Source organism: Nocardia sp. NPDC003999, from assembly GCF_053604885.1.
In genome coordinates this window covers 142,943-162,792 of record NZ_JBSGIB010000007.1, presented here as the reverse complement: position 1 = coordinate 162,792, position 19,850 = coordinate 142,943, and the positions used below count along the sequence as shown (strand labels likewise).

Genomic DNA, 19,850 nt, shown 5'->3' with positions numbered 1-19,850 from the left:
GTGCGCGTCAGTTCGGCAGCCAGTTCAGCTCGTGCGCCAGGGTTTTGGCGACGGCACGGATGCGGCGGTGTAGCGGCGACTGCTCGCGTGGGAGGACCAGGTGGAGCGTCAGGCTGGGCGCGCCCCGCAGCGGTCGCCAGGTGAGACCGGCTGGTTGTGCCGTGACCGCGGTTTCTCCGGCCGGGGCGAGGGTGAGCCCGTCGCGTAGGTCGCGCTGAGACATGTCGAAAGAGACTGCGAGCGTGTGGAATCGGGGGGTCGGCCGGATCTCGCGGAAAAGTGCGGACAGCTGATCGTGGATCACGGGATTGGCCGCGCGGTCGGGGAGTCGCAGCGGATACGCGGCCGCATCGGCGATCTCGATCTCCGGATGTTCGGCCAGCGGATGATGCTGTGCCAATTGGACCCCGACGCGCACACGCCGCAGCAGGAACCGGCGCACGCCACGACCCGGCTGTTCACCGCGGGTGATCCCCGCATCGATGCGGCCGTCGGCGACCGCGGGAGAGATCTCCGGTGTCGCCATCGGGACCGCGCCGACCTCGAGTCCCGGGCTGCTGCGAATGAGCCTGTCCACCAGGGCCGGTGCCGTCTCGGCCCCCGCGCTGAGGCTGTATCCGATGCGGAGCGTCCCCAGTTCACCGGCCCCCGCATTCCGGGCGATGTCCCATGCCCGGTCCAGCGCCGCCAGCGCGGGCGGCGCGGACTCCGCCAAAGCCGCACCGGCCGTGGTCAATACGACGCTACGCGTGTTGCGAACCAGCAGGGCAGTACCGAGTTCCGTCTCCAATCGGCGCATCCGGGCGCTGAGTGCGGGCTGTGCGATCCCGATCCGTGTGGCCGCGCGGGTGAAGTTCAACTCCTGCGCCAGCACCAGAAAGTACCGCAGGCTCACCGTATCCGGCGCCACATGCCCTCCCTGCCGATTGATAACGATCCGTTCTGAGTCTATCGCGTACCGGTCTTTCCCTCGACCGCGCATCAAGCCCTAACCTGCGCATATGACGATTCGGCTGACCGCAGTACCCTTCGCCGGGATCGATCGATCTGAATATCGATTCGAAGTCGGACGTGTCCGGCCGAACACAGGAGGTTTCCATGGCTAAGGGCTACTGGGTCAGCGTCTACCCCGCCATTTCCAACCCTGAGAGGCTGACTGCATACAACAAGCTGGCCCGTCCGGCTGTCCAGGCTGGGGGCGGGCGCGTCCTGTCCCGTAGCGGTCGAGTCGTCGCCCACGAGGCCGGAATCACGCAACGCGTAGTTCTGATCGAGTTCGACAGCTTTGAACAGGCCGTCGCGGCATACGAGAGCGAGGCATACCAGAAGGCGCTGGTGGCCCTACCCGACGGCATCGAGCGCGACTTCCGCATCATCGAAGGCATCGACTGACCGGCGGGCCCAGCCATCGCTGAGCATCCGTCACCTGTACAAACACGGTGCTGAACGAGGTTCAACGAAAAGAGCTTCGCACCGACCTCGGTGCGAAGCTCTTCACAAACAAACGCGAGCGCGCGGAATCAGATGGCGCGGACGTCCTGGGCTTGAGGACCCTTCTGGCCCTGTTCCACCGAGAACTCGACACGCTGACCCTCGTCGAGGGATTTGTAACCCGAGCCGCTCACGGCCGAGTAATGCACGAAGACGTCCGGGCCGCCTCCGTCCTGAGCGATGAAGCCGAAGCCTTTTTCACCGTTGAACCACTTCACACTGCCTTGAGCCATGCTGTAAACAACTTCTTTTCTGTAGTGAGCCGAGCAAATTCTTGGTGAAAAGCCCGTACTCAACCTCTCACTATGCCACAACCGTCGCCGTTCGCTCGCCTCACGCAGTGATCGGAGGGCCGGGCCTACGGGCTGCGGACGGCTGAACGTCACGCCGAGACCGACCGCCGCAGACGATTCCCGTCCCGGCGCCGACCCGTGCGGGTATTCGCCCCGCTCGGCAACCCCGCGAAGCGGGACTTGTCCTCGGATGTGGACCGCGGGACCGCAGCCGGTCACGCCGGGTGTGCGGCGGGCTGGCGGGACCAGGCCGTGCTCTGCACTCCCGATCGATGCGGGGTACCGGAGAACCGAACGATTCCCAACACCTCACACGGTCCGCAGTGAGCGTGGATGCGGTGTTTTCGCCGGGGTGTGGTGAGGGTATGTCGCCGATGTAGTGCTGTCCGCGTAGAGGCCGGTACTGAGCGAGCGGAAGGAGGGGTGCAGGGTGGGAATTTCGACACTGGATCAGGCGCGCGCCAAAGGCGCTGTTGGCGAGTGGGATCTCGAGGTTGTGTCGTTGGGGCAGCTGCGGGCTGCGGTGCGGCGCCTGCTCGCCCCGCTCGCCGGTATCGGGGTGGAGGACGCGGTGCAGGTGTGTGACGAGTTGGCCGGCAACGCTGTCGTGCATGCCCGCGCCCCGCGTGGTTGCCGGTTGATGGTGGCCGACCACGGCGGCTGGTTGCGTGTGGAGGTCGACGATGCTTCGCCCGTGCCTGCGCGGATCCGCCGACCGGATCACACGGGTGGGCGCGGGTTGATCCTGGTCGATCAGCTGGCCACCTGCTGGGGTGTGGACTACCACGGCGGCGGCAAGACGGTGTGGGCCGAACTCGGCACCCGCGGCCCCGGCTGATCGGAGCTCAGCTGCCGTGGTCCGGCGCGGGCGGGTTTTGCCGGGTGAGTTCGGCGTTGAGCTCGTGGGCTTGGGCGAGTTGGTCTTCGAGGACGGTGATGCGGCACGCTGCCTCTAGCGGTGTGCCCGCATCGACCAGCGCGCGGACCCGCGCGGCGATCCGCAACTGGGAGCGGGAGTAGCGGCGGTGCCCGCCCGGTGAACGCTGCGGTGTCAGCAGGTCGGCGGCGTCCAGGCCGCGCAGGAAGGCGGGGGTGACGCCGAGGACTTCCGCGGCCCTACCCATGCTGTAGGCGGGGTAGTCCTCGTCATCCAGCCGGTCGGCGGCACTGGAAGCGTCGGTCGGGTCGGTGGGGTCGTTCGATTGCTGCACAACACCTCTGGGGTCAACGTCGTCAGGCCCCGGCGCGTGGTGCGCCGGGGCCTGGGATCGAGGGGGTTTTCACGTCGATCCCGCCGGTCGGGCGGTAGAGCCGACCGCGGGAACCACGCCCGGCAACAGCCCGGGACGCGGAATCTGGGAAGAGCTGTTCAGTCACCACCTCCTGAGTTGCCGGACCTGTCTGCGAAAGTTCGTCATCCCCTCCGGCGGTCCGGCCGACTGCACCGGATTCTCTTCTCCGCCGGAGGGGATGTGGATCTTGCTTCCGGTGCAGTTCACCTGCCCGGCCAACCAGACATCTCATCTCCAACGAAAGATAAAGTACACCCCGCCCTCCCGAATGTCTACACCCTGCGATACAGATTTTTCTGCATCACGGGTAGGGTTTTTCTGCACGCCGTACATCCTGTCGATCATGTTCCCGCGCCGGCGCGCTTGGTCGCCGCCTCGGACTCCGCTGCGAGGTCGGCGCCCGAACCGATGCCCTGCTGATCGGCGACCAGCGCCGCACGTCGGTCGCGCTGGTCGTCGTAACTGCGGTGTACGGCGGCGACGAGCACGTCGAGCTGCCGCTCGAGCGGTGGGTGCCGCTCGGGTGGTGCGACCGTCAGGAGGTCTTCCAGTGCGGCGCGTAACCGGCGCGATGCCTGGGGGGAGGCGGCTCCGGCGAGGCAGAGCTCGTCGAACGCGAGCCGGACGTAGCCCGCCCAGCTGAGCGTGCGCTCGATGAGCCGAACCTCGCCGCCGTCGTCGTGGTGCCGGCCGGAGGGGAAGTCGCGGTTGGCGAGCTGCCGCAGGCAGTCGTGCAGTCGGTCGATCACCATCACGGCGGTGGTCGGGTCGGTGAACGGTTGGGCCAGACCACGCTCGGCAATGTCGACCAGCTTGCGGAAGCCGTACGCCGGGTCATCGCCGTGAGTCCGCTCCGCGGCGAGGACGACGAGGCCTGCGACACGGGCGTGGTCGAGACGGACGGGGTCGCCGTGCACGCGGAACAGTGGCGCGCCTGCTGGTACGAAGTCGCCCATGAGGGGGACCATCTCCATCACGCAGCCGGCCTCGGACGCTGCTGCGACCAGCGCGGGACGATCCAGGTCGATAACGAGCCCCGGTTCGGGCGAGACCACGACATCAGGCTGGGCGTGCGGCGGCCCCTTCGCTGGGTACTTGCGGTCCAGCTGCTCGTGCAGATGATCGCCGACCAGGTCGATCAGGCCAGAGGCGCGCAGCGCGTTTCCCGAATGGTGGATGTAGAGGAACAACGTGGCGATGCTGGCCAGCATCAGCAGGTAGGCCACCGACACGGTCAGGCCTGGCACCGTACCCTCGCCCACGGCGTTGACTTCGCGGATCGCGAGGATCGCGAAGATGAACGTCGAGGCGAACAGCCCGTAGGCCAGCTGGCTGCTGCGGTCCTGGAGCAACGCCCGCACGATGCGCGGCGAGAACTGGCCCATCGCGAGCTGGACGGCCACCGTCGTCACCGTGAGCACGAGCGTGGTCAGGGTGACCATCGCGGCGGCGATGGTGCTGAGGATGTTGGACACCGCGTCCGCCGAGCCCGTGATCGCCACCGGGATCAGCCGATCGCCGAACTGCCGATCGATCGCCACGGTCACGAACGACAGCCCGATCGAGGCCAGCACGCATAGCAACGGCGTGATCCACAGGCTGGACCGCAGCCGATGACGGAACCGCAGGCACACCATCAAACGCCTTTCTCTTCCGGCCGTGGCCGAAAATCGCGGTGCGGCCGGCGGGCAGCGGGGCCGCTTTGTCAGGCTGTCCGCGACGGTGCCGTGTCGACGTAGTTCCCTGCTCACATCGCCGTTGCGGCTGCCTCGGAGACAGCCTTGTCCTGCTCTCCGGTGCCGCCGCTGACGCCGACCGCCCCGACGACCTGGCCGTTGCGCCGCAGCGGCACACCGCCGGCGAAGATCATGATGCGCCCACCGTTGGAGGTATGTATCCCGTAGAACTGCTTGCCCGGACCCGCGTCGGCCGCGAGGTCCTCGGTCGAGATGTCCAGCGCTCGGGCGGTGAATGCCTTGTTGATCGAGATGTCGATGCTGGCGATCCATGCGCCGTCCATCCGCACATGGGCTACGAGGTTGCCTCCGGCATCGACCACCGCAATATTCGACGGCGATTCGATCTCGGCGGCTTTGGCCTGCCCGGCGGCAATCACCCGCTGCGCGTCGTCGAGGGACACCGAGGTCTGGTTCATTGTCATCACGCACCTGTCCCGGTCTTCGCGAACTGCTTGCCCTGCAGTGCATTCGCCATCGTTGCGCTCCTATCGGTCCGGGCCGCCTCACGGATGCATTACGACCTTGGTCCATCCGTCGTCGCGGGCATCGAAATGCTGGTAGCCGGACTCGGCCTCAGCCAGCGGGAGTTCGTGAGAGACGATCCACGACGGTTTGGCCCGGCCTTCATGGATCAGGTCACGAAGCTGGCGGTTGTAGTGCTTGACGTTGGCCTGCCCGGTTCCGGCCTTTTGACCCTTGAACCAGAACTTGCCCATGTCGAAGGCGATCTTGCCCTTCTTCTCCAGCTTGTCGGGCGCGTCGGGGTCTTGTGGCAAGAAGATGCCCACCACGCCGATGTGCCCGGTGAACCGCACCGAATCGACCAGCCGGTTCATGGTCATGGCCGAATCCTCATTTCCCTGCGGGTCATGGGCCTGATAGCCGACGCACTCACAACCCTTGTCGGCGCCGTGCCCGTTGGTCTGCTCCAGCACCTGCTCTACCGGGTCGCCCTTCGAGTCGTCGATCGGTATGACGCCGATCTGCTCGGCCAGGCGCAACCGGTCTGGATGGCGGTCCACTATCATCACCTTGCTCGCGCCCTGGATCATCGCCGAATATGCCGCCATCAAGCCCACAGGGCCGGCCCCGTAGACCACCATCGAATCGCCGGGCTGCATATCGGCCAGACGGGTGCAGTGCCAACCGGTCGGGAAAATGTCCGCCAGCATCACATAGTCGTTTTCTTTGTCCTGAGCATCCTCAGGCAGCCGCAGACAGTTGAAGTCGCCGAACGGCACCCGCAAATACTCGGCCTGTCCGCCCCAGAACGGTCCCATCCCGGCGAAACCATACGCGGCGCCCGCCATCTTCGGATCCGGATGCACCGTCAGGCAGAACGCGGTCAACCCTTCCTCGCAGTTTCGGCAGAAACCGCAACCAATGTTGAACGGCAGGCACACCCGGTCCCCGGAGGTGACCTTTACCACCGCATTGCCCACCTCGGCGACGATCCCCAGGTTCTCGTGACCGAGGACCATCCCGGGCTCCAGATCGGTGCGGCCCTCATACATGTGTAGATCCGACCCGCAAATGTTGGTGCTGGTGATCTTTACCAGCACATCGGTCGGCTGCTCGATCCTCGCATCGGGCACATCCTTCACATGAACCTCACGGGGTCCGTCGTACACAAGCGCTTTCATCTCGATACTCCTGACATGCGGCGTTTCCGGTCGACGCCCGGCGGCCACAGGCGGTTACGTGTGCGCGACAGACCGAACGAACCGTTCTGCTAGAGCAGCCGAGGCGACAGCGCACGCAACGGAAGAACACACCAAAACTAAGGCACACCACCATGTTTCGCGTCATGAACAACAAGCAGTGGGTGCATTCCAGGCGTCGCGTTCTCCACCCTGGAGTCTCCTCCTTCGGCTCCGCGATCGCTAGGGGGTCGAGATTGGTGATTGATTTGTGGGCTCGGCTCCTTCTCTTCACCGGTCGATGATGTGATGCTGGATAATGTCCACCACCTCGAACAGGAGACCCGCCATGGCCACCAAGGCGCTGCTGGTCCGACTCGAAGCCAAACCCGGCAAGGAAAACGCGGTCGTGGAATTCCTCCGATCGGCGCTGCCACTCGTCGAGCAGGAGCCCGGCACGAAGCCCTGGCTCGCGGTACGGTTCGGCCCCTCGACGTTCGGCATCGTCGACGCATTCCCAGACCAGGCCGCCCGCGAAACACATCTCAATGGGCCGGTCGGCAAGGCCCTCGGCGAACGCGCCGACGAACTCTTCGCCGCGCCGCCCGAAATCAGCAACCTCGACGTGCTCGCCAACAAGCTCTGAACCACCGACTGGAAACAGCCCCCCGAAAGCTCGACAGAACCGCGTCACCCACCTGACCGCGAACTTTGGTACGCGAGTCCGCCGAACCTGTCGGATTCTCGGTGCGCAACGACGAGGTGAGCGCAACAGATGACGATGCCTCGTCGGTGAAGTCCTCGCGCAGGTGACCGCTGTTCCTGGCGCGAGCGGGCACGGAGCCGTGACTCTCGGTGCTCCCGTGGCTACACTGTGTGGCGTAGTTGGCTTCCACTTCCGACCTGCTGGGACCTTGTCACACCGCTCAGCAGTCCCGATCTTTCGTATCGGAGTTCTACTCGTGGAAGCACTGAAGTAGTGGCTGATGCCCGGAGTGCGCGCACCGGCCGCCTCGAGCGGGTTCCGGCACTCCTATGCCCCAGCCGGGGTGTGGACGCCACCGCCTCCCGTTCTGTCGACGCCTACAGGCGGATGAAGAACTTTCAGCGGTTGAGCCGTCCGTGAGTTCAAGCGGTTGACCGACCGGCCAGACGCCGAACTGGTTCACGCAGGCTCGGCGAACACCGAATCATCGACGCCCAGGGGGCGTGATGTCAGAGTCTGATCGCGGAACCTCGCCGATACGTCTGAACCAACCTGCCCGCCAGGTAATGGCAACGTTCGACGACTACGCCGACGCTGAAAGCGCCGTCGACTACCTCTCCGACCAGCATTCAACAGTCGACGACGAACTGGCCGTCGTCGGACGCGACATCGAGCTGGCCGAGCAGGTCGTCGGCCGATTGAACTACGGCTGGGCCGCTTTGCGAGGCGCCGCCGCGGGTGCGCTGACGGCGCACTGTTCGGCTGGATCTTCGGATTACTCGACTGGGTCCAGCCGTTGCTCATCGGCCTCGTGCTCGCCTGCTACGGGCTGGTGTTCGGCGCTGTTGTCGGCGTCCTGCTCGGCCTATTCATGTACGCGCTGCGGGGCGGTCGGCGCGACTTCACCTCAATCCAGTCATTACAACCACGTCACTACGAAGTCCTTGCCGACGTCGAGGTCACGGACGAAGCCGTTCGCCTGCTCACCGGCCGGACCGATCGAAAGGAATGAGTCATGGCGACCGCTGTAGGTATCGACCTGGGCACCACGAACTCGGTCATCGCAAGCTGGCAAGGCGGCGAGCCGGGGGTGATCTCCAATGCCGAGGGAGCGCGGACGACGCCGTCGGTGGTGGCCTTCACCGAGAGCGGGGAGCGGCTGGTGGGTCAGCTCGCCCGACGGCAGGCGATCTTGAATCCGAAGGGCACAATATACTCCGCGAAACGCTTCATCGGACGTCACTACGACGAGGTCTCCGAGGAGGCCAAAGCGGTCAGTTTCGACGTCGTGCCGGGTGACAACGGTGAGGCTCGATTCGACGTGCGGGGCAAGAAGTACGCGCCGGAGGAGATCAGTGCCCTCGTGCTGCGCAAGCTCGTCGACGACGCGAGCAAGTTCCTCGGTGAGAAGGTCAAAGAAGCGGTCATCACCGTTCCCGCGTACTTCAACGACGCACAGCGCAACGCCACCAAGGACGCCGGCCGGATCGCGGGCCTCGAGGTTTTGCGAATCATCAACGAGCCGACCGCCGCGGCACTGGCATACGGCATGGACAAGCAGACCCACGAGACCGTACTGGTCTTCGACCTCGGCGGCGGCACCTTCGATGTGAGCCTGCTCGACGTCGGCGAGGGAGTGGTCGAGGTTCGTGCCACGGCCGGCGACTCCCACCTCGGCGGCGACGACTTCGACCGACGTCTGGTGGACTACCTCGCCGACGAATTTCAACGGGCGGAGAACATCGATCTGCGCAAAGACGCCCAGGCGTTGCAGCGCCTCTTCGAGGCAGCGGAGAAAGCCAAGGTCGAGCTGTCCTCGGTGACGCAGGCCCAGGTCAACCTGCCCTTCGTCACCGCTGACGCGAACGGTCCCAAGCACCTCACCACCACGATCATGCGATCGAAATTCGAGGATCTGACGGCGGATCTGGTGGAACGCTGCCTCGACCCGGTGAAGCAGGCGATGAGTGACGCCAAGGTCACCGCCAACGACATCGACGAGGTGATTCTGGTCGGTGGTTCGACACGTATTCCGGCGGTGCAGGCGCTGGTTCGCCGGCTCACCGGCGGCAAGGACCCCAACATGAGCGTCAACCCGGACGAGGTCGTGGCGCTCGGTGCCGCAGTCCAGGCGGGCGTGCTCAAGGGCGAGGTCTCCGATGTGCTGTTGCTCGATGTCACCCCGCTGTCCCTCGGCGTCGAGACCCAGGGCGGGGTGATGACCAAGATCATCGAGCGCAACACGACGATCCCGGTCCGGCGCAGTGAAGTGTTCGCCACCGCGGAAGACAATCAGCCCGCAGTGGATGTCGTGGTCCTGCAGGGCGAACGCGAACGGGCCGCCGACAACCGGGTGCTCGGTCGGTTCCGGCTGGAAGGCATCCGCCCCGCACCCCGTGGCGAGGCCCAAGTCGAAGTCACGTTCGACATCGACGCCAACGGCATCCTCCACGTCACCGCCCGCGACAAGGACACCGGTAAGGAGCAGAGCATCACGATCAGCGAGCAGAGCAACCTCGACCAGAGTGAGGTAGAGCGCATGCTCGCGGAAGCCGAACGGAACCGGGCCGAGGACGAGGCGCTGCGAAAGGCGGTCGACGCGCGCAACGCGCTGGATTCGGTTGCCTATCAAGTGGAACGGCGACTCGCCGAACTCGGCGACAGTGCTCCATCGCACGACAAGGCACGCGCCGAGATGCTGATCGCCGATGCCAGGAAAGCTGTGGAAGACAATGCTTCCCCCGCGGAGGTAGAGCCACTCACCTCGGAGCTGCAGCAGCTGCTCTACGGGCTCGCACCGGTCCAGTCCGGCGGCGGAGACGGACACCGGGCAGGCGGCGGAGAAGCGGCGTCGTCGGATGACGACGACGTGATCGACGCCGAATTCGATCGAAGCTGAGGCACACGATGGAAAGGTCCGCAGATCATTCGACGACCGAGTCGGCTACCGACGGGGATCAGACCGAGACGGCGCCGGATCGCACCGACACGGGGGCCGAGCTGGCTCAACTCGAGGACCGCTGGCGCAGGGCCCTTGCAGATCTGGACAACCTGCGCAAGCGGTTTGCTAAGGATCTGGACCGTGCCCGCGCCGCGGAGGTGGCGAAGGTATCCGCTGCGTGGCTCCCGGTGCTGGACAATTTGGAGCTCGCGCTGGCCCATGCTGGCAGCGATCCCCAGGCCGTCGTCGAGGGCGTGAAGGCGATCCGGGACCAGGCGGTGCAGGTGCTGGCGCAGTTCGGCTTCGAGCGCCACGACGAGGTCGGTGTGCCGTTCTCCCCGGAGCTACACGAAGTGGTCAGCGTGGTGGCCCAACCGGACGTTCCCTCCGGGACCGTGATCGAGGTCTTGCGCCCGGGCTATGGAGAGGACGGTCGGCAGTTACGTCCCGCCTCGGTGGTCGTCAGCCGACCCGAGGGGTGAGCACCGATGGCGCGTGACTACTACGAAGTGCTCGGTGTCCCGCGCGGCGCAGGCACCGACGAAATCCAGCAGGCGTACCGCAAGCTGGCGCGCAAGTATCACCCCGACGTGAACAAGGACCCCACTGCGGAGGACAAGTTCAAGGAGGCCAACGAGGCCTACCAGGTGTTGTCCGACCCGGACACCCGGAAACGTTACGACCGATTCGGTGCGGACTTCCGGCGTGTGCCCGAGGACTACGACGAACGGGTCCGGGCCGGCGCCGGTGGGTACGGCGGCGGGGGCAGAAGGGTGCACTTCGGTCGAGGTTTCGGTGGCGAGGGCGCCGTCGACTTCGAGGACCTCTTCGGGCAGATGTTCGGCGGCGCCGGCGGGTACGGGCCGATTCCCGGGGCCGACCAGGAAGCGGAACTGGAACTGACTCTGGAACAGGCGTATCGGGGCGGCAAACGCACACTCAGACTGGACGGACGCCAGTACGACGTCGACATTCCCGCCGGTGTCCTGGACGGCCAGCGCATCCGGCTGGCCGGGCAAGGCGGGCGGAGCAACGGTGACGCGCCGCCCGGGGATCTGTACCTCGTGGTGCGCATCAAGCCGCATTCCCGCTTCCGGATACAGGGTCGCGACATCTACGTGGACCTGCCCGTATCGCCATGGGAGGCGGTGCTCGGGTCGACCGTCGTCGTTCCCACCCCGGGTGGCGAGGCGAAAGTCAAAGTGGCGCCGGGCTCGTCGACGGGAAGGAAGCTGCGGCTGCGCGGAGAAGGAATGCCCAATCCGCGTGGCCCCAACGGCAATCTCTACGCCGAGATCAAGGTGATGGTGCCGTCGAAACCGACAGCACGCGAACGTGAGCTGTTCGAGCAGTTGGCCACCGAATCGAACTTCGATCCGAGGAAAGATACATGAGCACCCCGACCCCGGTCACCCGGTACGTATTGGTTCGCCGTCCCGGATTGTCGCCAGATGCCTTCGCCGAACGTACCGGGCTACACCCGGACCTGGCACGAAGGCTTGTGGCGCTCGGCCTGCTCGACGCCCACCGAGACGCCGGCGGCGAGATGTCGTTCCAACCATCCGAAGTGGCCCATGCCGCCCGCATCCAACGGCTGCGGACCGGTCTGGGCCTGAACTACTCGGCAATCGGGCTCGTACTCGATCTGCTGGATCGAATCGAGAAACTCGAAGCAGCTTCCCGCGGAAGGAGGGCACCCCATGGACACCGGCAGCCTGACTGAAAAGTCACGAGAAGCCCTGCAGGAAGCCCAGAATGTAGCGACAAGAATGGGTCACACCGAGGTCGACGGAGAGCACCTGCTGCTCGCGTTGGTCGATCAGCGGGAAGGGCTGGTACCCCGACTGCTCGAGCAGGCCGGCGCCAACGTCGATGCCCTGCGATCCGATCTGGAACGTGAACTGTCGCGTAGGCCGAAGGTCAGCGGCCCGGGTGCGACGCCCGGTCAGGTGATGATCACCCAGCGCCTGGCCAGGCTGCTCGACGCGGCGGAACGGGAGGCGAAGCGACTCAAGGATTCCTACGTGTCGGTGGAGCATCTCGTGATGGCCCTCTCCGAGGAGGGGTCGGCCACTGCGGCAGGCAGGGTCCTCGCCAGTCATGGGGTCACGCGAGAGTCCTTCCTCACCGCCTTGACCACCGTGCGCGGCCACCAGCGTGTCACCTCGGCGACCCCGGAGGGGGCCTATGAGGCGCTGGAGAAGTACGGACGCGATCTCGTCTCCGAGGCCAGGGCAGGCAATCTCGATCCGGTCATCGGCCGAGATGCCGAGATCCGCAGGGTAACTCAGATCCTGAGCCGGAAGACGAAGAACAATCCGGTGCTGATCGGCGACCCCGGCGTCGGTAAGACCGCGATCGTCGAGGGCCTCGCCCAGCGGATCGTCCGCGGCGACGTGCCCGAGGGCCTGCGCGACAAGACGATCTTCTCGCTCGACATGGGTTCCCTGGTGGCCGGCGCGAAGTACCGCGGCGAGTTCGAGGAGCGACTGCAAGCGGTGCTGTCGGAGGTGAAGGCGGCAGAGGGGCGCATCCTGTTGTTCGTCGACGAGCTACATACCGTTGTGGGCGCGGGATCAGTCGGCGGCGACGGGTCTCTCGATGCCGGCAACATGCTCAAGCCGATGCTCGCCCGCGGCGAACTACACATGATCGGCGCCACCACTCTCGACGAATATCGCAAGCACATCGAATCCGATGCGGCACTGGAGCGTCGCTTCCAGACCGTTCTCGTCGACGAGCCCAGTGTCGAGGATGCGATCTCGATTCTGCGCGGACTTCGGGAACGCCTCGAGGTGTTTCACGGCGTGAAGATCAAGGACGGCGCCCTGGTCGCCGCCGTGACCCTCTCGCACCGGTACATCACCGACCGCTTCCTTCCGGACAAGGCGATCGACTTGGTCGATGAGGCATGCGCTCGGCAACGCACCGAAATCGACTCGATGCCCGCCGAACTCGACGAGCTCACCCGGAAAGTGACCCGGCTGGAGATCGAAGAAGCCGCGCTGTCCAAGGAAACGGACGCGGCCAGCAAGGCGCGCCTCGAAGAGCTGCGCAAGGAGCTGGCCGACCTACGGGCCGAGGCCGACGCCAGGCACGCTCAGTGGGAGGCCGAGCGGCAGGCGATCCGGCGGGTGCAGGAGCTGCGGGGAGAGCTGGAACGGTTGCGCCACGAGGCCGAGGAGGCCGAGCGCAACTACGACCTCAACCGGGCCGCCGAGTTGCGATACGGCGAGATCACCGAGCTGGAACGCAGACTCAGGGCGGCGGAGGAGCAACTGGCCACCAGGCAGGGCCGGAATCCGTTGCTGCGTGAGGTGGTCACCGAAGACGAGATCGCAGAGATCGTGGCCGCGTGGACGGGTATCCCGGTCGCCCGGCTGCAGGAAGGCGAGCGGGAGAAGCTGTTGAAGCTCGACGAGATCTTGCACGAGAGGGTCGTCGGTCAGGACGAGGCGGTGCAACTGGTCGCAGACGCGGTGATCCGGGCGAGGTCGGGTATCCGTGACCCACGCCGGCCGATCGGTTCGTTCATCTTCCTGGGCCCGACGGGCGTGGGAAAGACCGAGCTCGCAAAGACGCTGGCCAGTGCCCTCTTCGACAGCGAAGACAACATGGTGCGCCTGGACATGAGCGAGTACCAAGAGCGGCACACGGTGAGCAGGCTCATCGGTGCGCCCCCCGGGTACGTCGGCTACGACGAGGGCGGCCAGCTCACCGAGGCGGTACGCCGCAAGCCGTACTCCGTGGTGCTCTTCGACGAGATCGAGAAGGCCCACGCCGACGTCTTCAATACCCTGCTGCAGGTGCTCGACGACGGCCGGATCACCGATTCTCAGGGCAGGCAGGTCGATTTCCGGAACACGGTGATCATCATGACCTCCAACATCGGATCCCTGTATCTCCTCGAGGGAGTCACAGCCGACGGCGAGATCAAACCGGATGCCCGGGAGCGCGTGCTGGCCGAGCTGCGCGGGCACTTCCGTCCCGAATTCCTCAACCGGGTCGACGACATCGTGTTGTTCACCCCGCTCACGCTGCCCCAGATCGAGCACATCGTCGAGCTACAACTCACCGATCTTCGCAACAGATTGTCGCAGCGGCAAATACATCTGGATATCACGCCGGAAGCGCGCCGGCTCATCGCCGAACACGGTTTCGACCCGGTCTACGGCGCGCGGCCGCTGCGGCGGTACATCGCCCACGAGGTGGAGACGAGGATAGGTCGTGCGCTGTTGCGCGGCGAGATCGAACCGGGTGGCACCATCCGTGTCACGGTGGCCGGCGACGAACTCGCCGTCGCGTATGCGGAACCCGCCGTCGCGGCGGCCTGAGAAGAGGTGCCGTCGTGGGATCCGAAATGGTGAAGTGCCCGAACTGCGGCAAGGTCAACAGGGTGGCGGCGGCCGGGGAAGGAAAACCGCGCTGCGGGAACTGCCACGAGCCGCTGCCCTGGATCGCCTCGGCAGGGGACGACGACTTCGCGGAGGTCGCCGAGAAATCCTCGGTGCCTGTGCTCGTCGACCTCTGGGCGACGTGGTGCGGCCCGTGCCGCATGGTCAGTCCGGCGCTCGAGCAGCTCGCCAGGGAACGCGCGGGTCGAATCAAGCTGGTGAAGATCGACGTGGATGCTGCGCCCAGGACGGCCGAACGGTTCACCGTCCGCGCCGTACCGACTCTGCTGGTGATGGACCGAGGCGAGATCCTGGCTCGTCAGGCGGGCGCCGCTCCGGTACCACAACTGCGCACATGGCTCGACCAGGCGCTTTCGGAAAAAGCAGGCAAGGAGACGAAGCCATGACATCTGTCCATGTTGACCCACACGTGACCGCGATCCGTCCCGTCGTACCCCGGACTCCGCAGGGCTGCGAGGAATGTCTTCGCCTCGGCACCCCGTGGGTACATCTGAGGCTGTGCCTGACGTGCGGACACGTCGGTTGCTGCGACTCCTCGCCGGGCAAGCACGCGAGCGCGCACGCTCACGCCATCGGCCATCCGATCGTCCAGTCGATGGAGCCAGGTGAAGATTGGCGCTGGTGTTATGTCGACCAGAACTTCGTCTGAGAGCGCCGCTCCCGTCCGCGACATTCCGCCGCTCGACGAGACTCCGGATGAGCTCGGAGGATACCCGCGGCTGACGGACGACCAGGTCGCGACACTCGAGGTCGGTGGCACGCGTCGAGCGGTTCGCCCCGGCGAGGTGCTGATCCGAGAGGGCGAACCCAGCAACGACTTCTTCGTCATCCTCTCGGGCAAGGTCGCGATCATCGACGAGGGCGACGGAGACGGCGAACGCCGGTTACTGCGCGTGCATGGTCCCGGCCGATTCCTGGGCGAGCTCGGACTGCTGGAAGGCCAGGTGGCGTTCTTCACCGCCGAGGCGATCGAGGACGGCGAGATACTCGTCGTCCCGGCCGACCGGGTGCGCGAGCTGGTTTCCCACGATCCCGTGCTCAGCGATCTCATCCTGCGCGCCTACCTGGTGCGCCGGCACCTGCTGATCGGGCTCGGTTCGGGATTCCGGATCATCGGCTCCTGCTATTCACCGGATACGTTGCGGCTTCGGCAGTTCGCCATTCGAAACCGATTGCCCCACAGATGGATCGATGTGGAGCAGGACGAACGGGCGGAGCAGCTGCTGCGCAGCCTGGACGTCGCCCCCGAGGACACCCCCGTCGTGATCTGGCACGGCGAGAAGGTGCTGCGCAATCCCACGAATGCGGAACTCGCCCGCATCGTCGGGCTTCCGGTCCCGGACTCGGTCCACGACGCGGCCCAGGACGTGTTCGACCTCGTCGTGGTGGGTGCGGGACCGGCCGGTCTGGCCGCGTCCGTGTACGGCGCCTCGGACGGGTTGAACACGGTGACACTGGAGTCGTTCGCCGCAGGCGGCCAGGCCAGTACCTCCTCACGGATCGAGAACTACCTCGGCTTCCCGGCAGGGATCTCCGGCGCCGAATTGGCGGAGCGAGCCGTGATCCAGGCCGGCAAGTTCGGCGCCCGAATCCTGGTGTCGGCGGAGGTGAGCGGTTTGGGGTCCGAGGACGGCCACCACGTGCTCCGGCTGGCGGACGGCGGCACGGTTCGCGGCCGGGCCGTCGTGCTCGCCACCGGGGCGCGATACCGCAAGTTGGCGGTTCCGGGAATCGAGGTGCTGGAGGGGACGAGCGTGTACTACGCCGCAACCCATCAGGAAGCGCGGATGTGCGGCACCGACCCGGTGGCCATCGTCGGCGGCGGAAACTCCGCCGGACAGGCCACCGTCTTTCTCGCGGACCGTGTCTCCCAGGTTCACCTGCTCATCCGCGGCGGTGACCTCGGAAAGAGCATGTCCCGGTACCTCGTCGACCAGATCGAACGCCATCCACGCGTGACCGTCCACCGGAATACCGAGATTCGAGAGGTCCACGGCGAGAAGTACCTCGACCGGATTGTGGTCGAGAACAATCACACGGGCGAACAGAACACCCTCCGGGTACACGCACTGTTCGTCTTCATCGGGGCGGTGCCGCACACCGGGTGGCTGGCCGACGCGATCGCACTCGACGACCACGGCTTCGTCCTCACGGGCATGGACGCGGTCTACGCCCGTGAGGACGGCAACCGGCGGACTGGCGACCGGCCGTCGAGGACGCTCGAAACAAGCCTGCCCGGCCTGTTCGCTGCCGGTGACGTCCGCACCGGCTCCGTGAAACGTGTCGCCTCCGCTGTCGGTGAGGGAGCGATGGCGGTTCGCCAAATCCATGAATACTTCGACAGGAGCTGACGACATGCCAGTGATGGGTACCGTGAAATTCCAGCAATTCTTCCGGGCAGCGGCCGGCCTGCAAGTCGACCGGAACGACGTCAAGCGCTACACGGATTTCATCGACGACAAGATCTACGATCTGATCCTCATCGGCAAGGCCTCGGCAAAGGCAAACCTGAGGGACGTGATCGAACCGTGGGACCTGCCGATCACCAAGGGACTGCAGGAGAGCATCCACCGGTTCGAGAAACTGGATGAGGAGATCGAACTACAGTCTGTGCTCGATCAACTGGCGGCCCGGCCGCCGTTGGACATGGCCCTTTCCGAGGCGACCGAGCAGCGACTGCCGCTGATTGCCGGAGGCTTGAGCGTGGCGCTGGCGCACACATTCGTCACGATCGAACCGGACCGTAAGAACCCCGGGACCGCCGAATGGAACATCGCCTTCGACATCTTCCATCTCCTGCTCTGACCACCGCCCGTGCCCGGCGAACCAGTAGACCGCCGCTGGCCGCGACGGCTCATCTGCTGCGAAATAGTCTGCACGGCAATGTATCCCTTGAGCGTGCGTTGGTAGAGCAAACAAACTCGCGCAGATTGAGTTCCGGGTATGTCAACCCGAGACGAGCGGTCAGCGACGGGCACCTAACCGCCGCATAGAGTTGTAAGTGACCCGCCCCATCGGCGACTGGCAATCCCGCATGCTGCTACTGGATCTGCCCCGGGAATGCGACGCGGGCGGCTATAGTAGCTCTCAGGGTGAGTATGGGCAATCTGCTGTTCAACGTGGTGTCCGTCCCCGGCGCGTTGGCCCGCTACCATCGGCGTGGTTCACTGCGAAGTCACAGCGTGAGCGGAGCTGACCCAGAAGCTGGGGCCGTGACCGTCGGCACGGGTGACAGCGGGTCTCGGCGATTGCGCTCCTCCTGTCGGTATGTGTTGTGCGTCATATCAGGAACTGGTTCGACAACTTCTCCGACCTTTTGTCGGCTGCGAACCCACGCTGCCACAAGGAAATCGAGAGTTGAGACGACAGTGATGTTTCGTAAGGGCGCTGCGGTGGCCGCCATGGCTATCTCGGCTTTGTGTATCTCGGCGGGAACCGCGACGGCGGATCCCACGCAGGAGACTCCGGATGTCCATTTCCAGGCCAACGTGGTCGACCGCTCGGTTGTGCTCACCGTGGATGCCGGGGCGCTCACCGTCAGCGATGACCATCTGCAGTTCATCGATCGGAGCGGAACGTCCGTCGCGACTCTTCCGCTGACCTACGTCCACGGTGGCAGCGCGATGCCGATCGCCGCGCAGCTGGACGGCGATACGGTCACGCTGACCCCGAGCGCCGACCCCGCCGACGCGCGCCCGATCAGCGCGGCGACAGCTCAGGAGATCGATGCACTGTCTCATCCGAATTACAACGCGGCCCTCGGCAACTTCAGCATGTCGATGATGGCTGCGGCGACTGTCGGGAGCCTGCTGGGTAGTGCGATCGGCGGCGGCATCGGCTGCGTCGCCGGCGGCATCGTCGGTGGAGCGACCGGGGGTGTGGTGTCGATCGGTCTGCTCGCGGTTCCGGCGGCGATCGGCGGTTGCCTCATCACCGGCGCCGCACTGGCAGGCATGGGCGCGGTCGCGGGCACCGTAATCGTCGGCGTCCCGGCGTTGATCGCAGCCGGTATCCAGTTCTGGAACGACACCCACTGAGCAGTCGGTAGGTCCGGAAGTCGTGGTCGGGTGCCGGACCCTCCACGACGCCGAGCTCGGGTCCGAGCCGGAGCGTCCAGCTCCTTCGCTGACGTTGGCCGCCAAGCATTCCGGTGGCGCCGACAACCATGGTGACATCCAGTCGGCGTCCTCCAGTTCTGGTTCGTCGAGCGATACGACCGCGCGCTGGCTCGGCGGGATCGGCATTGTGCTGGGCGCCCTGGGCCTGCTTGTGGCACTCGGTATGGGAGTGGCTCGTCGCAGGTCCTGATCATGCTCGGCCGCTTGATGTTCGGCTCGTCGGTTTCGCAGCCTGCGGCGAGGCCGTGATCGAAACCCCGCGGGACAGTGCCGGCATATGAGTGTCATGATGGACGGCGTTATGAACACTGTGCCCGCGCCCCGGAACGCGCGGGCGGCACGTGCCATCGTGTTCGCGGGAATCGCGGTGTTGTTGTCGGCGCTGGGGCATGGGGCCTCGGCGGGGCACAGCGTGTCGGTGTCGGCTTTCATCGTGGCGTTTGCCGCGACGGGTTCGATGGCGTGGGCGCTGGCCGATCGTCAGCGTGGCTTCTTCGCCATCGGCGGTGGGCTTGCGGTGATGCAGGCGGTCTTGCACGTGTGGTTCGGCATGTCATCGATGTCGGCCGCTCACGCCGCTTCCCAAACCATTGATCCGCACAGTGATGCGGGCATGTTCGCTGCGCACGCGGCGGCCGCGCTGGTGTGCGCGGTGTGGCTGTGGCGCGGGGAACTCGCCTTCTTCGCGCTACTGGCGACGCTGTATACACGGATTCTGGCGCCTCTGCTTCTGGTTCTGGTGCATCCGTCGGTCGACAGCGAGCCCCGAACCGTGGTGGAAGCCGACCATCGCATCGAGACGCTGCGCGCGGGCGTGCTGCGTCATGTGATGGCGCGGCGTGGGCCTCCGGTGGGCGCGGTTCGGTTCTGAGAGTTCGCCATCGGAGGCAGTCACGCCTTGTGCTGCCGGTGGAGGCAGTGCTGCCCGGCCGATCGTCGATCGGCGCGATTCGGCGCTGCCGGTATTCCGGGGGCGAACGTAGCCGCTCGTGTCATCGATGCGCGTGAGCAAGCCGTCAGGGTCTGCCGCGACGCCGGTGCGCACACCCGGCCCCCGTCCAGCGGCAGTCGGTCCTCTACGCCGGTGTGCGCACCGTGCGAGTCCGGCTGCCGGTCTCTCCGCACCGCCGAATGGTGGTGTCGCGAACAGAAATTGTGCGAATGTTTTCTCCTTCTCCGCTGTCGGCTGCCTGCCGCGGCGACGGTCCTTCTCCT

At 65.8% G+C, this 19,850-nt stretch carries 19 protein-coding genes and 2 pseudogenes; 15 read left to right on the top strand and 6 right to left on the bottom strand.

The window, feature by feature from the left end; genetic code table 11:
* Positions 1 to 7: 7 nt before the first annotated feature.
* Positions 8 to 910: a LysR family transcriptional regulator gene (locus ACWESM_RS16845; protein WP_452492473.1), complete on the bottom strand. Its 903-nt coding sequence runs from the start codon at positions 908 to 910 to the stop codon at positions 8 to 10.
* Between the two features lie 188 nt (positions 911 to 1,098).
* Between ACWESM_RS16845 and ACWESM_RS16840 the strand changes: the two genes are divergently transcribed.
* Complete coding sequence (locus tag ACWESM_RS16840) at positions 1,099 to 1,392, top strand: DUF1330 domain-containing protein (RefSeq protein WP_452492471.1); 294 nt, start codon at positions 1,099 to 1,101, stop codon at positions 1,390 to 1,392.
* Between the two features lie 128 nt (positions 1,393 to 1,520).
* Here ACWESM_RS16840 and ACWESM_RS16835 read toward each other — a convergent pair whose 3' ends face one another.
* A complete protein-coding gene (locus ACWESM_RS16835) occupies positions 1,521 to 1,724 on the bottom strand; it encodes a cold-shock protein (protein ID WP_067806012.1) in 204 nt (67 codons plus the stop codon).
* A gap of 490 nt (positions 1,725 to 2,214) precedes the next feature.
* Here ACWESM_RS16835 and ACWESM_RS16830 point away from each other — a divergent pair, with 490 nt between their 5' ends.
* Complete coding sequence (locus tag ACWESM_RS16830) at positions 2,215 to 2,622, top strand: ATP-binding protein (RefSeq protein WP_364425471.1); 408 nt, start codon at positions 2,215 to 2,217, stop codon at positions 2,620 to 2,622.
* Between the two features lie 7 nt (positions 2,623 to 2,629).
* Here the strand turns inward: ACWESM_RS16830 and ACWESM_RS16825 are convergent, their stop codons facing one another.
* The 4 genes from ACWESM_RS16825 to ACWESM_RS16810 all read right to left on the bottom strand — a co-directional run bounded on the left by ACWESM_RS16825 (position 2,630) and on the right by ACWESM_RS16810 (position 6,458).
* On the bottom strand, positions 2,630 to 2,995 hold the full coding sequence (locus ACWESM_RS16825) for a MerR family transcriptional regulator (protein WP_364425473.1): 366 nt from the start codon (positions 2,993 to 2,995) through the stop codon (positions 2,630 to 2,632).
* A 422-nt stretch (positions 2,996 to 3,417) separates the two neighbouring features.
* Positions 3,418 to 4,713, bottom strand: coding sequence for a DUF2254 domain-containing protein (locus ACWESM_RS16820; RefSeq protein ID WP_364425475.1), 1,296 nt, complete (start codon positions 4,711 to 4,713; stop codon positions 3,418 to 3,420).
* Between the two features lie 110 nt (positions 4,714 to 4,823).
* On the bottom strand, positions 4,824 to 5,237 hold the full coding sequence (locus ACWESM_RS16815; RefSeq protein ID WP_355078076.1) for a GlcG/HbpS family heme-binding protein: 414 nt from the start codon (positions 5,235 to 5,237) through the stop codon (positions 4,824 to 4,826).
* Between the two features lie 81 nt (positions 5,238 to 5,318).
* Positions 5,319 to 6,458 carry a glutathione-independent formaldehyde dehydrogenase gene (locus tag ACWESM_RS16810; protein WP_356964064.1) on the bottom strand — a complete coding sequence of 380 codons (1,140 nt, stop codon included), beginning with the start codon at positions 6,456 to 6,458 and terminating at the stop codon, positions 5,319 to 5,321.
* Between the two features lie 346 nt (positions 6,459 to 6,804).
* Here ACWESM_RS16810 and ACWESM_RS16805 point away from each other — a divergent pair, with 346 nt between their 5' ends.
* The 13 genes and pseudogenes from ACWESM_RS16805 to ACWESM_RS16745 all read left to right on the top strand — a co-directional run bounded on the left by ACWESM_RS16805 (position 6,805) and on the right by ACWESM_RS16745 (position 19,506).
* Positions 6,805 to 7,101: a putative quinol monooxygenase gene (locus ACWESM_RS16805; protein WP_397278258.1), complete on the top strand. Its 297-nt coding sequence runs from the start codon at positions 6,805 to 6,807 to the stop codon at positions 7,099 to 7,101.
* Positions 7,102 to 7,667: 566 nt separating this feature from the next.
* A pseudogene (locus ACWESM_RS16800) lies at positions 7,668 to 8,173 on the top strand (general stress protein).
* Between the two features lie 3 nt (positions 8,174 to 8,176).
* Positions 8,177 to 10,060, top strand: a complete 1,884-nt coding sequence (gene dnaK / locus ACWESM_RS16795; protein WP_452492467.1) for a molecular chaperone DnaK — start codon at positions 8,177 to 8,179, stop codon at positions 10,058 to 10,060.
* A gap of 8 nt (positions 10,061 to 10,068) precedes the next feature.
* A complete protein-coding gene (locus ACWESM_RS16790; protein ID WP_364425480.1) occupies positions 10,069 to 10,584 on the top strand; it encodes a nucleotide exchange factor GrpE in 516 nt (171 codons plus the stop codon).
* A 6-nt stretch (positions 10,585 to 10,590) separates the two neighbouring features.
* Entirely contained in the window at positions 10,591 to 11,496 is a 906-nt protein-coding gene (locus ACWESM_RS16785) for a DnaJ C-terminal domain-containing protein (RefSeq protein WP_397278256.1), read from the top strand.
* A pseudogene (locus ACWESM_RS16780) lies at positions 11,493 to 11,821 on the top strand (chaperone modulator CbpM). The gene ACWESM_RS16785 and the pseudogene ACWESM_RS16780 overlap by 4 nt, the downstream one beginning before the upstream one ends.
* The gene (gene clpB, locus ACWESM_RS16775) at positions 11,803 to 14,436 is read left to right on the top strand and encodes an ATP-dependent chaperone ClpB (RefSeq protein WP_452492465.1); all 2,634 of its coding nucleotides are present in this window, start codon (positions 11,803 to 11,805) and stop codon (positions 14,434 to 14,436) included. Before ACWESM_RS16780 ends, clpB begins: the two are co-directional and overlap by 19 nt.
* A 14-nt stretch (positions 14,437 to 14,450) precedes the next feature.
* A complete protein-coding gene (gene trxA / locus ACWESM_RS16770; protein WP_379252338.1) occupies positions 14,451 to 14,903 on the top strand; it encodes a thioredoxin in 453 nt (150 codons plus the stop codon).
* Complete coding sequence (locus ACWESM_RS16765) at positions 14,900 to 15,166, top strand: UBP-type zinc finger domain-containing protein (protein ID WP_083865197.1); 267 nt, start codon at positions 14,900 to 14,902, stop codon at positions 15,164 to 15,166. Before trxA ends, ACWESM_RS16765 begins: the two co-directional genes overlap by 4 nt.
* Positions 15,144 to 16,868 (top strand): FAD-dependent oxidoreductase, encoded by a 1,725-nt coding sequence (locus ACWESM_RS16760; RefSeq protein WP_452492463.1) that lies wholly within the window; start codon positions 15,144 to 15,146, stop codon positions 16,866 to 16,868. Before ACWESM_RS16765 ends, ACWESM_RS16760 begins: the two co-directional genes overlap by 23 nt.
* A 13-nt stretch (positions 16,869 to 16,881) precedes the next feature.
* Entirely contained in the window at positions 16,882 to 17,322 is a 441-nt protein-coding gene (locus tag ACWESM_RS16755; RefSeq protein ID WP_355078196.1) for a DUF1931 family protein, read from the top strand.
* Between the two features lie 596 nt (positions 17,323 to 17,918).
* On the top strand, positions 17,919 to 18,554 hold the full coding sequence (locus ACWESM_RS16750; RefSeq protein ID WP_355078066.1) for a hypothetical protein: 636 nt from the start codon (positions 17,919 to 17,921) through the stop codon (positions 18,552 to 18,554).
* Between the two features lie 448 nt (positions 18,555 to 19,002).
* On the top strand, positions 19,003 to 19,506 hold the full coding sequence (locus tag ACWESM_RS16745; protein WP_452492461.1) for a hypothetical protein: 504 nt from the start codon (positions 19,003 to 19,005) through the stop codon (positions 19,504 to 19,506).
* Positions 19,507 to 19,850: the final 344 nt, after the last annotated feature.